This window comes from Flavobacterium fluviale (assembly GCF_003312915.1).
In the GTDB taxonomy this organism is placed as follows: domain Bacteria; phylum Bacteroidota; class Bacteroidia; order Flavobacteriales; family Flavobacteriaceae; genus Flavobacterium; species Flavobacterium fluviale.
Window position 1 is genome coordinate 2,730,303 of sequence record NZ_CP030261.1, and the last position, 13,640, is coordinate 2,743,942.

8 protein-coding genes are annotated in these 13,640 nt (G+C 33.0%); 5 read left to right on the forward strand and 3 right to left on the reverse strand.

From position 1 onward, the window contains the following. Positions 1 to 221: 221 nt before the first annotated feature. The 3 genes from HYN86_RS12025 to HYN86_RS12035 all read left to right on the forward strand — a co-directional run bounded on the left by HYN86_RS12025 (position 222) and on the right by HYN86_RS12035 (position 4,708). On the forward strand, positions 222 to 1,622 hold the full coding sequence (locus tag HYN86_RS12025) for a WG repeat-containing protein (RefSeq protein WP_113678247.1): 1,401 nt from the start codon (positions 222 to 224) through the stop codon (positions 1,620 to 1,622). A 362-nt stretch (positions 1,623 to 1,984) separates the two neighbouring features. Then, on the forward strand, positions 1,985 to 3,502 hold the full coding sequence (locus tag HYN86_RS12030; protein WP_162789363.1) for a WG repeat-containing protein: 1,518 nt from the start codon (positions 1,985 to 1,987) through the stop codon (positions 3,500 to 3,502). A gap of 261 nt (positions 3,503 to 3,763) precedes the next feature. Then, positions 3,764 to 4,708 carry a hypothetical protein gene (locus HYN86_RS12035; RefSeq protein WP_113678249.1) on the forward strand — a complete coding sequence of 315 codons (945 nt, stop codon included), beginning with the start codon at positions 3,764 to 3,766 and terminating at the stop codon, positions 4,706 to 4,708. A 62-nt stretch (positions 4,709 to 4,770) separates the two neighbouring features. Here the strand turns inward: HYN86_RS12035 and HYN86_RS12040 are convergent, their stop codons facing one another. The 3 genes from HYN86_RS12040 to HYN86_RS12050 all read right to left on the reverse strand — a co-directional run bounded on the left by HYN86_RS12040 (position 4,771) and on the right by HYN86_RS12050 (position 9,428). Next, positions 4,771 to 5,286 carry a DUF421 domain-containing protein gene (locus HYN86_RS12040; protein ID WP_113678250.1) on the reverse strand — a complete coding sequence of 172 codons (516 nt, stop codon included), beginning with the start codon at positions 5,284 to 5,286 and terminating at the stop codon, positions 4,771 to 4,773. An 87-nt stretch (positions 5,287 to 5,373) separates the two neighbouring features. Further along, entirely contained in the window at positions 5,374 to 6,741 is a 1,368-nt protein-coding gene (gene rimK / locus HYN86_RS12045; RefSeq protein ID WP_057118577.1) for a 30S ribosomal protein S6--L-glutamate ligase, read from the reverse strand. 140 nt (positions 6,742 to 6,881) lie between these two features. Next, a complete protein-coding gene (locus tag HYN86_RS12050; protein ID WP_113678251.1) occupies positions 6,882 to 9,428 on the reverse strand; it encodes an ATP-dependent Clp protease ATP-binding subunit in 2,547 nt (848 codons plus the stop codon). Between the two features lie 257 nt (positions 9,429 to 9,685). Between HYN86_RS12050 and gyrA the strand changes: the two genes are divergently transcribed. Together gyrA and HYN86_RS12060 are read left to right on the forward strand one after the other, a co-directional pair. After that, complete coding sequence (gyrA, locus tag HYN86_RS12055) at positions 9,686 to 12,328, forward strand: DNA gyrase subunit A (protein ID WP_113678252.1); 2,643 nt, start codon at positions 9,686 to 9,688, stop codon at positions 12,326 to 12,328. Between the two features lie 43 nt (positions 12,329 to 12,371). After that, the gene (locus HYN86_RS12060; protein ID WP_113678253.1) at positions 12,372 to 13,640 is read left to right on the forward strand and encodes a tetratricopeptide repeat protein; all 1,269 of its coding nucleotides are present in this window, start codon (positions 12,372 to 12,374) and stop codon (positions 13,638 to 13,640) included.

Genomic DNA, 13,640 nt, shown 5'->3' on the forward strand with positions numbered 1-13,640 from the left:
GCCAATTAAATTTATTAAATAAGAAAAGGGTAGCTTTTATAAGAAAGCTATCCTTTTTTCGTTTATATTAAAAAGTAAGATTAAGATTACTTTTTGTGTTATAAATAAAAAAATTAAACCTTACTTTAAATAAATCAGAATGAGTAAAACCACGATTTAATTACAGTACTACATTATCATGAAGGATTTGCAATTGAAAAACAAGTAAACAAAATTTAGCAATGAAAAAAGTAATAGCTATATCCGTGTTGGTTGTAATTATGAGTATTACAGTTATAAAGATTTGCAAGTTTTATAGAAATGAAAATGATGACAAAAATAAAGAGCTAACTGTTTCTGCTGCTAATTTTAAGATGCAAAGTTATAAAGGTTGGGGACTTGTTGATATCCTCGGAAAAAATGTAACCGAGTGCAAATATGATAACATTTATCATTTGAATGATAAATTTTATGCGGTAAAATTTAAGGAAAAATGGGGGATCATTAACAATAAAGGCCGAGAAATAACCGAGTTGATCTATGATGATGTCGAATCTATAGGCGAAAACATTTTTAAAGCTGTGTCAAAAGGCACATGCAAAATTATTGGTTTATCTGACAAATACAATATTGCTCTTGCTAAAGCAGGGTTTGACAGCTGTGATCTCGTTTCTGTTTATCCATCTAGCCTGCTTAGAGTAGAACGAAACGAACAGGCAGATTTTTTAGATGATAGGGGAAATATAGTTTCTGAACGAAAATATGATAAAATAGACATTCTTGATATTGCTTACGATGCTGATTTTATTAGTTTTTCAAGTGGTATGATAGGTGTAAAATTAAATCTTAAATATGGGTTTATTGATAGTACAGGAAAAGAAGTCGTAAAATGTAAATATGATTTTGCCGAAGCTTTTAAAGGGGATGTAACAGTTGCGCTAAAAGATAAAAATTGGTTTATTATTGATAAAAAGGGTAATGAAATTAAACTTTCTAAAAAATATTCGAGAGTTACTCAGTTTGTAAATGGAATAGCTGAAGTAATTACAAATTGTAGTATTGATGATATTAATTATCAGAATGCTATTTATACAGAAAAACCAACTTGTGGTTATATCGATAAAACCGGTAAAGAAATAGTGCCGCTCATTTATTATTACGAGTGCTACGCAGACGCAAATAGCAATGCCAATTTTGCAGAAGGATTAGCATTAGTATGTAAAAATGAAAAATATGGATTTATAGAAAAAAATGGAAAACACGTAATCGCTTTGAAATATCAAGAGGCACAACCTTTTGTAGACGGTTTAGCTCTTGTAAAAAGCAATAATAAATGGGGTTTTATAAATAAAAAAGGCAAAGAAGCGATTGCTATAAAGTATGACTCTTCCACAGATTTTTTAGAAGGTTTCGCTGTGGTAGAAATAAATGACAAATGGGGTTTTGTTGATAAAACTGGCAAAGAAATAACTTCAATACAATATGATGACTGTACTTCTTTTTCAAATGGCTTAGCTGCAGTTAAACTTAACAATAAGTGGGGCTTTATAGATAAAAAAGGTAAAGTAAAAATCCCAATCATATATGATGAAACTCGTTCTTTTATTAATGGTGTTGCCTGTGTAAAACTAATCGAAGAATAGTTTTACAGAATCTTTTGATTATAAAGCACCTCTGAAAATGGTGAGTAGTTAATCTAATAAATTTAATGGATCCGAAGATTGTATAATAGAATATAATGATAGTTATAGTGAAACACAACAACATTATACACGTCCTAAATACATTTTTTAGATAAAAAAGGAGAAGAAGTAAAATTTAAAAAAATACGACCGCTTTATTGATGAGTTTTATAATTATGGCAGAACAAAAATGAACTTTTAGCCATGATAAAATCAAAAAAATCAAAATGACTTTGGTGTATCAGAAGCAATTATACATATGAAAACAAAAAAACAGCATTAACGTTTAGTTGTGGTAAAAATGTTGATTAAATAATGTAATGATGAAAAAAATAATAACAATTCTTCTCTTGGTAAGCACTGCAACTTTTTATGCACAAGAGAAAGACGCAATTGAGCAATACAAATACGGGTTTATTGATATAAAAACCGGAAAAGAGATAACCCCATTTAAATATGATAAAGTTTATAGTTTTGAGAAGGGAGGCGGAGTTGTTAAACTTGATGGCAAATACGGATTTATCAATAGAGAAGGCAAAGAAATTACGCCAATTAAATATGATAGTGTATCTAATTTTGATCGTAGAATGGCTAAGGTTATGCTTAATAAAAAATACGGAATCATTAATAGAGAAGGCAAAGAAATTACTCCAATTAAATATGATGAAATTACTTATTATAGTAATGAATTAATAGAAGTTAGAATTAATGAAAAATACGGAATAGTTAATAGAGATGGTAAAGAAATTACTCCACTTATATATGATAGAATCATTTACTCTTTGGGATCACTAGCAGTAAAAGTTAATAATAAATTTGGTTTTCTTAATCAGCAAGGAGAGGAAACAACAGAAAAAAAATATGAGCAAATTGGTAATCCTGTTAATATTGGGAAAATTTCACTTACTCCCGCCTTGCTGAATCATAAATGGAGCTTTTTTAATAATCAAGGAAAAGAAGTATTTCCAGTACAATATGACACGTATGAAGATTTAGGAGATAATTCGAAGTTGTATAAAATGATGAAGGTAGCCAGCAATAATAGATGGGGGTGTATTAATGAAAACCTCAGAGAAGTGCTGCCACCGAAATATGATGAAATCTATTTTGAACAATTAAGCTCAATTATTAATATTATTAAAGTAAGATTAAATAATAAATGGGGAGTTTTTGATATGCTGGGTAATGAGCTTGTAACAGTTGAATGTGATGAGATAGAAGTATATCTGGGTTTTATTTTTGTTAGAATAGATGGGAAATGGGGCGCAAAGTCTAGCGACGGTAAAGAAATTTTGCCACCTAAATATCAGCAAATAGCAGCTGATGGTTATAATGATTTATTAGTAAAAATAAATGATAAATGGGGTGTTGTGGTTGCAACGGGGGAAGAGATTTTAACACCTAAATATCAGGATATTAATCATCTTTATGGTAGTGAGTTCTTCGCTGTTAAAATAAATGATAAATGGGGTGTTAGCAAAGGAACAGATCAAATAGTTATTCCGGCACTGTATGATGAAGATTTCGATTACTCCGATTCAACAATTACAGCAACATTAAAAAATAAAATAATAGTTTTTGATAAAAAAGGCAAAGTAATTTCTAAAAAAAGAAAAGTGGTACGAAAAGATTTTCCAAGTAACTGGTGTAATTTTATGAATTCAAACAAGCCTAAAGAAAAACAACAACAATTTGCTTCTGATTTTATCAAAGTAAAAAAAAATGACAAATGGATTTTAACAGATAACGAAGGCGGGGAAGTAAGTTTTCCAATCAAACATACCAATTGGAAGGATTCGTACAATGAGCTTATTTGTACGGTAAAAGTAAAAATTAATTAAAAAAGTTTTTGCTGAGATGGGAAGTGTAACAAAAGAATGTTTCCTGCTAAACAACATAAAGAAGTATTCTCAATTAAAAATAAATTTCAAAAAAAGATAACCTAAAGTTATCTTTTTTTATGTTCAAAAACTGTATAACAAATGTCTTAAAGTGTTATTTTAAAAACTTTTGCTAGTTAAATAATAGTGTTGATTAAAATAATTTTGAAAAAATGTTTCATAAAGAATCAGAAATATTTTTGAACAAATAATAAATAAATTATGAAGAAAATTGTAATCACTACTATTTTTTTAAGTCTGGTAATCAGTGTAAATGCCCAAAAAAAGAAAGTTGCTTCAAAACCAGCTGCTTCGAAAACAAATGTTGAAAAAGTTAGCGCAGCAAAAGGAATTAACGAAAATAATTATGGAGCTGTAATAAAATACACGAACGAAATTGTAAGCTGTTTAAATAATCAGCATAAAGAAATTAATGATCGTGATGAATACTACAGAAGATGGTCTGATTATTTTTTAGATAATAAAGCAAATTCTAAAAACAGGGTAATTTACAGTCCTTACATTGCGTATGATTTAACCAAGAATAATGCCCGCTGCACAAAAAGTTCCGCTCCTAATTTTATGGAAGAGACAGATAGTACTTTCTATAATGAAAATTATTCTTTGTTAGTAGGGACTTTTCAAAAAATGGCTCTAGTATGGAATGATATGGCATCGTTTAGTAAGCCAAACATTCCTAATACTGATTATGGAAAGAAGAAATGCGAAGAATTAAGAGATTTACTAGCTACTTATTATGAAACCAGCGAAAAATTAAGCTTACGCAATAAGGAATTACAAAAAGAATTGTTCCCCTATTCTGTTGCGAAATCTCCGTATAAAACAGCTTATATATATCTGCGCAATGATATGGATGCTATTACTGATTTTGTCACTATATGTTCCAATGCTAATAATTTAAAAGCAGATTCTATTAAAAATGCACTAGCAGAATTAGATGCTAGTGTTACGGAACACTTACTATATGCAAATGAACACGAAACACCATCTAATTATAAAAGTTTTTATGATATGGCCAATAATAGTATTGTGTTAAGAATAAAAGCGAAACTTAACGGCAAGGGACTTGAAGTAAAAGACATAGAACAGCTGATTAATAATTATAATGATGGAGTTGTTCCTGCCTACAACAGGGCTATGAATTAATAGGGAAATTAAATACAATAAGTTGATTTTGGGAAAGGATGGCAGTTGTTGCTGTCCTTTTCCTATTTCCTCAAATTCTTATGATTGTGTTTCCTTTTATAATGCGTTTGGTTGAGCTGTTTTTTATTTCCAGAAATTATACTTATAGTGCCGTCAATTTCAAGCATGGCAAGTTTTATATCTGTTAGATGTTCTAAACCGTGTTCGCGGGCGGCTTCTTTTAATTCTTCGTGCGAAATATCTAATCTACTCAGGTTTTTGAAATCTAATATGCCATCGTGAATTAGTACTTCTGGTTTGTCCATCAGTAAATCATTCAAGCCTTTATATCTTCGAGTTAGTTTCTTAATGACAAAATTAACTACAAACAAAACCAGAGCTGCAACCAAACCGCCAATAAGGCTTGTGTCTGGACCAACCATAGCATTTTGAACCGAATTACTAATCAGTAAAATCAGGATTATGTCTGCAGTATTTAGTTGAGAAAGTTCTTTTTTTCCGAAAATCCGCAAGGCAATTGTCATGAAAAAATAAACCGCAACGCTTCTTATAATTATATCTAAATAAGGAAAATGCATTTTTTTTATTTTAAAGTTAAATAAAAAAGCTTTGCCATAGTTCTAAACTTTGACAAAGCTGCTAAAATATTTGCGTTAATGATTTAACTATAATTTGAAATTCTTCTCAATGGCTTTAATCATTTCACCTGCAACATCTTTGTTGGTTGCGCCTTCAATTCCTTCAAGGCCTGGCGAAGAGTTTACCTCAAGCAATAATGGTCCTTTAGAAGAGCGAATAATATCTACGCCGGCTACTTTTAAGTCCATTGCTTTTGCAGCCTTAATAGCGATCTTTTTTTCTTCGGCTGTAACTTTAATTACAGATGCTGTTCCGCCAAGATGAATATTAGCTCTAAATTCCCCCGGCATAGCTTCACGCTGGATAGCGGCAACCACCTTTCCGTCGATTACAAAACAACGAATATCTTTTCCGTTTGCTTCTTTAATAAATTCCTGAACTAAGATATTAGCATTTAAACTTTTAAAAGCGTTAATAACACTTTCTGCAGCTTTTTTAGTTTCGGCCAAAACAACTCCTTTTCCTTGTGTTCCTTCCAGTAATTTTACAATTAAAGGCGAACCTCCAACCATTTTAATTAAATTGTCTGTATCTAAAGGTGAATTTGCAAAACCAGTTGTTGGAATATCGATACCGCTGTTTAAAAGCAATTGCAGTGAATATAATTTATCACGTGACTGCGTTATAGCTGTCGCCGAGTTTAAAACGAAAACTTTTAAAGCCTCAAACTGACGTGTTAAAGCACAGCCGTAAAAAGTAATGCTTGGTCGAATACGCGGAATAATAGCATCAAACTGATTTAAGATTTTTCCGCCTCTATAATGAATCTCTGGAGTTTTGGCATCGAGTTTCATATAGCATTCTTTGATGTTCAAGAAATGCATTTCATGCCCGCGCATTTCACCCGCTTCCATGATTCTTTTGTTGCTGTATAATTCAGGATTACTGGCTAGAAGTCCAATACGTAAACCAGAACTAGCTTTTTCAGAATTTTGATATAATTCTTTTAAAGATTCTGCTGTAGGCTGTCCTAGAAGATATTTTTGTTCTGGATCAACCAAGACCCTTCCGCTCATGGCTTCGCGTCCCAAAAGCATTCTAAAACCCATAGAATCTCGATTGGTCAAAGTCATTTCGATTGGCCATTTGGCATCACCAATTTTTAAGCTGGTTTGAATTACGTAACGATGTTCTCTAAAACCGCTGGAACTTTTAACAATTCGTTTATCTACTAAAGGTGCTTCGCAATGGATAATCGTTTTAATATTATTCTGAATTGGATTAATATCAAATTTTACCCAATTGGCATCATTTTTTATGAAAGGAGCTATGTTTAGAGCGTGCATTGCCGAAGTTTTAGCACCAGAATCAACGCGAGCCTTGATTGTCGGGATTCCAAGTTCTGGAAATGAGCACCATTCTTCGCTGCCTAAAATGACTTTGTTTTGAAGCATATTTTGTTTTTTTGTTATAGAATTTAAATTCAAAAATAGCTATTTGCTTTTACTAAAGATACTAAATTATCCAAAAAAAATACCCGTTATGTTATGAAAACGTAACGGGTAGATTATTTTTGTTATAAATTTAAACTAATTTATTGATTAGTCGGCTCTTCGGCTTTATGGATTTCTACTGAAAGTTCTTGCGAATCATCTTTTAAATCCATCATGATTTCGTCACCTGAATGTATTTTCGAAGTGATGATTTCTTCGGCTAACAAATCTTCAACATATTTCTGAATTGCTCTTTTTAGCGGTCTAGCTCCAAACTGCTTGTCAAAACCTTTTTCAGCAATAAATGCTTTGGCTTTATCTGTTAAGCTTAGTTTGTAACCAAGTTCAGCAATACGAGAATATAGTTTTTTCAATTCGATTTCGATAATCAAATCAATATCAGATTTTTCTAAACTGTTGAATACAATTACATCATCAATTCTGTTTAAGAATTCTGGTGCAAAAGTTTTCTTCAAAGCATTTTCGATAATACTTTTAGAATTTTCATCAGCCTGCGCCACTTTCGCAGCAGTTCCGAATCCTACACCTTGTCCAAAATCTTTCAATTGACGTGCACCAACGTTAGATGTCATGATAATAATCGTGTTTTTAAAGTCAATTTTACGACCTAAACTATCTGTTAAATATCCGTCATCTAAAACTTGAAGCATCATATTAAACACATCTGGATGCGCTTTTTCGATCTCATCTAAAAGTACAACGCAATATGGTTTTCTTCGAACTTTTTCTGTCAATTGACCACCTTCTTCGTAACCAACGTATCCTGGAGGCGCTCCAACCAAACGAGAGATCGCAAATTTCTCCATGTATTCACTCATGTCAATACGAACTAAAGCATCTTCAGAATCAAATAATTCTTTAGCTAATACTTTAGCCAACTGTGTTTTACCAACCCCAGTCTGACCTAAGAAAATGAATGAGCCAATTGGTTTGTTAGGATCTTTAAGTCCAGCTCTGTTACGTTGAATAGAACGAGCGATTTTTAAAACAGCTTCATTTTGACCAATTACTTTGTTCTGAATTAATTCAGGTAATTGAGCTAATTTGTTGCTTTCTGTCTGTGCAATTCTGTTTACAGGAATTCCAGTCATCATCGAAACAACATCGGCTACATTATCTTCTGTAACTTCGATTCTGTTGTTTTTAGAATCTTCTTCCCATTGTTCTTGCGCAACAGCAAGGTCTTTTTCTATACGTTTTTCATCATCGCGAAGTTTAGCAGCTTCTTCATATTTTTGTTTTTTAACAACCATATTTTTAAGCTCGCGAACTTCTTCTAACTGACGCTCTAAATCCAAAATTTGTTTCGGAACATCAATATTTGTAATGTGCACACGTGATCCAGCCTCATCCATCGCATCGATTGCTTTGTCTGGTAAGAAACGCTCAGACATATATCTGTTCGTTAACTTCACACAAGCTTCAATAGCTTCCTGAGTATAGGTAACATTGTGGTGATCTTCGTATTTATCTTTTACGTTGTTCAAAATAGCAATTGTTTCTTCAACAGAAGTCGGTTCAACGATTACTTTTTGGAAACGTCTTTCTAAAGCACCATCTTTCTCAATATATTGTCTGTACTCGTCAAGAGTAGTAGCACCAATACATTGAATTTCTCCTCTTGCTAAAGCAGGTTTGAACATGTTTGAAGCATCAAGCGAACCTGTTGCTCCTCCAGCACCTACAATAGTATGGATTTCATCAATAAAAAGAATAATATCGTCGTTTTTCTCAAGCTCGTTCATTACGGCTTTCATTCTTTCTTCAAATTGTCCTCTATATTTTGTTCCAGCAACTAAACTTGCCAAATCTAGAGTTACAACACGTTTGTGGAAAAGAATACGTGATACTTTCTTTTGAATAATACGTAAAGCAAGTCCTTCTGCAATAGCAGATTTACCAACCCCAGGTTCTCCAATAAGAAGCGGATTATTTTTCTTTCTACGGCTTAGAATTTGCGAAACACGCTCAATTTCTTTTTCGCGTCCTACAACTGGGTCTAATTTCCCTTCTTCAGCCATTTCTGTTAAATCTCTCCCAAAATTATCTAAAACCGGAGTCTTAGATTTTTTGTTTGACTTATTGGCGGGATTATTAAAACTGCTTTCTTTAAGACTGTCATCTTGTCCTGAATCGTCATTATACGATTCGTTTCTTGGCAAGTTTTCTAAGAATTCTTCTTCGTTTGGAGTCATATTTAAATACTGTTCTTTAGCTACATCATAATCTATTTTAAGTTTATTGAGCAGCTTGGTTGTTGGATCGTTTTCGTTTCTCAAGATACATAACAGCAGGTGGGCCGTGCTAATTGATGAACTTTGAAATACTTTTGCTTCTAGAAAAGTGGTCTTCAGGGCTCTTTCGGCCTGTCGGGTAAGATGAAGGTTTTTCTTTTCTGCATTTACTTCAACGCTCAGGTTAGCAGGGCTAAGTATTTCTACCTTTCTGCGTAAATGATCTAAATCGACTGCTAGGTTATTAAGTATATGAATAGCTTTTCCGTTACCATCTCTTAAAATGCCCAGCATTAGATGTTCTGTACCAATAAAGTCGTGGCCTAAACGTAAAGCCTCTTCTTTGCTGTATGTAATAACATCTTTTACTCTTGGTGAAAAATTATCATCCATAATATATAATTGGTATTGTAAATTTAGTGAATTACAGTTTTAAAAACAAAAACCGTACCCTTCAAGATCTCCTGACAGCTAATAGACGAAAAAAAAGAGAATAAAAGCGTTAAAAAACGCTTAATTTATTAACTAAAAGGCAAAATAAAGTTGTTAATAAATCATTGAAATAAGTGTAAGGAAATAGCTGAAAAAATTTCAAAAAAACGTATCTTGGCACGCTTTGAAACTAATATAATTATTTAATATAACAACTTATGTCTGAAGGAGAAAAGTTAATTCCCATTAACATAGAAGATGAAATGAAATCAGCTTACATCGATTATTCGATGTCAGTAATCGTATCGAGAGCACTTCCTGATGTTAGAGATGGCTTGAAACCAGTGCATCGAAGAGTTCTTTATGGAATGTATGATTTAGGTGTAACTTCAAGATCTGCCCATAAAAAATCTGCAAGAATCGTAGGGGAGGTTCTGGGTAAGTACCACCCGCATGGAGATACTTCTGTTTATGACGCAATGGTACGTATGGCTCAGGAGTGGAGTATGCGATATTTATTAGTTGATGGTCAAGGTAACTTTGGTTCTGTCGATGGAGACAGCCCGGCAGCAATGCGTTATACTGAGGCCAGAATGCGCAAAATTTCTGAAGAAATTATGGCAGATATCGAAAAAGAGACAGTTGATTTTCAATTAAACTTTGACGATACTATATATGAGCCAAAAGTAATGCCTACTAGAGTTCCTACTTTATTAGTAAATGGAGCAACAGGTATTGCAGTTGGTATGGCAACCAACATGCCGCCACACAATTTAACTGAGGTTATCAATGGTACTTTAGCTTACCTTGATAATAATGATATTGAAGTTGATGAATTAATGTCTCATATTAAAGCTCCAGATTTTCCAACTGGAGGTATAATATATGGATACGAAGGTGTTCGTGAAGCTTTTAAAACGGGTAGAGGACGTATTGTAATGCGTGCAAAAGTTGGTTTTGAAGAAGTTGACGGAAGAGAATGTATTATTGTTACTGAAATTCCATACCAAGTTAACAAAGCCGAAATGATCAAACGTACGGCTGATTTAGTTAACGACAAAAAAATCGAAGGTATTGCCAACATCCGTGATGAGTCAGATAGAAATGGTATGCGTATCGTTTATATCTTAAAACGTGATGCTACACCAAACGTAGTTTTAAATACCTTATATAAGTACACTCAATTACAATCTTCATTTAGTGTAAATAACATTGCATTAGTAAAAGGACGTCCTCAATTGTTGAATCTAAAAGATATGATTCACTATTTTATTGAGCACCGTCACGATGTAGTGGTAAGAAGAACTCAATTTGAATTGCGTAAAGCAGAAGAAAGAGCACATATTTTAGAAGGATTAATCATTGCTTCTGATAATATCGACGAAGTTATTGCGTTAATAAGAGGCTCTAAAAATACAGATGAGGCAAGAGAAAAATTAATCGAAAGATTTAAATTGTCTGAAATTCAAGCTCGTGCGATTGTTGAGATGCGTCTACGTCAGTTAACAGGACTGGAGCAGGATAAATTAAGAGCTGAGTTTGAGGAATTAATGAAGTTAATTGAGCATTTGAAAGCTTTATTAGCAGATGTTAATTTAAGAACAGATTTAATTAAAGAAGAGCTTATCGAAATTCGTGACAAATACGGTGACGAAAGACGTTCTCAAATTGAATATTCTGGTGGAGATGTAAGTATCGAAGATTTAATTGCTGATGAAAATGTAGTAATTACAATTTCGCATGCAGGTTATATTAAACGTACAAATTTAACAGAATACAAAACTCAGAATAGAGGAGGAGTTGGTCAGAAAAGTGCTGGAACAAGAGATCAGGATTTCTTAGAGCACATGTTCGTGGCGACAAACCACCAATATATGATGTTCTTTACACAAAAAGGAAAATGTTTCTGGATGCGTGTTTATGAAATTCCGGAAGGAAGTAAAACAGCAAAAGGCCGCGCAATTCAGAACCTTGTGAATATTGAAAGTGATGATAAAGTAAAAGCTTTCATTTGTACGCAGGACTTAAAAGATAAAGATTATATCAATACGCATAACCTTGTAATGGTTACCAAACAAGGTCAGGTGAAGAAAACTTCTTTAGAGAAATATTCTAAACCTCGTGTAAATGGTGTTGCTGCTATTACTATTAAAGAAGGTGATGAATTACTTGGAGCACAATTAACGGATGGAGAAAGCCAAATTATCTTGGCAGTTAAATCTGGTAAATTGGTTCGTTTTGAAGAAACGAAAACGCGTCCGATGGGAAGAACAGCTTCTGGAGTTCGCGGAATTACTTTAAAAGATGAAACGGATGAAGTAATTGGTATGGTTACCGTTGGTAAAAACGATGTTAACGATTCGCAAATTCTGGTTGTAACTGAAAATGGATACGGTAAACGTACTAAATTAGTTGACGAAGATGGTGAAGATGTTTACAGAATTACAAACCGAGGAGGTAAAGGGGTTAAAACTCTTAATATCACAGAGAAAACAGGAAAACTAATCTCAATTAGCGCTGTAACTGATGCAGATGATTTAATGATTATTAATAAATCTGGATTAACAATCAGAATGGCAATTGAGGATTTACGTTTAATGGGTCGTGCAACTCAAGGAGTTAGATTGATTAACCTGAAAGGAAAAGATTCTATTGCTGCTGTAACAAAAGTAATGAAAGATGACGTAGAAGAAGTTGTCGTTGATGAAGACGGTAATGTTATCGAATCTGGAATTGAAAGAGTTAAACCTGATTTAGAAGTTCTTGAAGATGAAGGGCCAGTAGAAGATGATGACGATTCTGATGATGAAGTAATTGATGACGAAGGCGAAGATGCCGACGAAGAAGAGTCTGAAGAATAATTAGAATAGATTAAAAGAAAATTAAATACAAATAAATATCACTATGAAAAGTAAATATGTAATACTTACTTCAGCGTTATTGATCTCTGTAGCTTCTTTTGCGCAAAAAGATCAAATAAAAAGTGCTGAGAAAGCTTTAAAAAGCGGAGATGCTCAAGGAGCAATTTCAATTTTAAATGACGCTGAAAATATGGTTGCGAATGCTAAAGATACAGAGCAGGCTCAATTCTATTACGTAAAAGGAAACGCTTATTTGAATCTTGCTGATAAAAATATTGAAACGAGCAAAAACCTTTCTCTTTCTGCAGAAAGCTACAAAAAGTTAATTGAAGTGGAGAAAACTTCTGGAAAACAGAAATATTCAACAGAAGCTGCATCTTCAATCGGGCAGATTAAAGGGAAGTTAATCAACTCTGCAATTGCTGATACTCAAGCAAATAAAAATGCAGAAGGAGCAAAAAAATTATATGATGCTTATGCATTGGATAAAAAAGATACAATTAACTTGTACTACGCAGCATCTACTGCTGTAAATGCACAAGATTTTGATCTTGCTCTGCCAATGTATGAAGAGTTAAAACAGTTAAACTTTTCTGGAAAAGGAACTTTGTATTTAGCGACAAATAAAGTTAACAGTAATGAAGATAACTTTGCAACTGCTAAAGATAGAGACATGGCTGTAAAATTGGGTACTCACGAAAAACCAAGAACAGAAGCAGTTCCTTCTAAAAGAGGCGAAATTTACAAAAACTTAGCTTTAATCCTTGTTCAAAAAGGACGTACAGAAGATGCTAAAAAAGCAATCGCTGAAGCAAGAAAAGCTAATCCTGAAGACAGTTCATTACTTTTAACAGAGGCTAATTTATACCTAGAGACTAAGGATTTCGATATGTATAAAAAACTAGTGAATGAGGCTTTAGAAAAAGATCCAAAAAATGCTGATTTAGTATTCAATTTAGGTGTAATTAGTGCTGGTGCAAAAAACAATGCAGATGCAGAGAAATATTACTTAAAAGCAATCGAAATCAATCCTGAGTATACTAATGCTTACTTAAACCTGGCTGCATTAAAATTAGAAGCTGAGAAGCCAATTATCGATGAGATGAATAAATTGGGTACATCTGCTAAAGATATGAAGCGTTACGATGTTTTAAAAGCTCAAAGAGAAAGTGTTTTCAAAGGTGTAATTCCTTACCTTAAAAAAGCTAACGAGTTAGATCCTAAAAACCAAGATGTTGCTAAAACTTTATTAGGGGTTTACAGCGCTCTTGAAATGACTGCAGAAGCTAAATCTTTAAAAGCTAAAATGTAA

Coding starts and splice junctions, on each gene's coding strand:
- HYN86_RS12035 (WP_113678249.1), top strand. CDS start 3,764: ATGAAGAAAATTGTAATCACTACTATTTTTTTAAGTCTGGTAATCAGT.
- HYN86_RS12040 (WP_113678250.1), bottom strand. CDS start 5,286: ATGCATTTTCCTTATTTAGATATAATTATAAGAAGCGTTGCGGTTTAT.
- HYN86_RS12025 (WP_113678247.1), top strand. CDS start 222: ATGAAAAAAGTAATAGCTATATCCGTGTTGGTTGTAATTATGAGTATT.
- HYN86_RS12050 (WP_113678251.1), bottom strand. CDS start 9,428: ATGGATGATAATTTTTCACCAAGAGTAAAAGATGTTATTACATACAGC.
- HYN86_RS12030 (WP_162789363.1), top strand. CDS start 1,985: ATGAAAAAAATAATAACAATTCTTCTCTTGGTAAGCACTGCAACTTTT.
- rimK (WP_057118577.1), bottom strand. CDS start 6,741: ATGCTTCAAAACAAAGTCATTTTAGGCAGCGAAGAATGGTGCTCATTT.
- HYN86_RS12060 (WP_113678253.1), top strand. CDS start 12,372: ATGAAAAGTAAATATGTAATACTTACTTCAGCGTTATTGATCTCTGTA.
- gyrA (WP_113678252.1), top strand. CDS start 9,686: ATGTCTGAAGGAGAAAAGTTAATTCCCATTAACATAGAAGATGAAATG.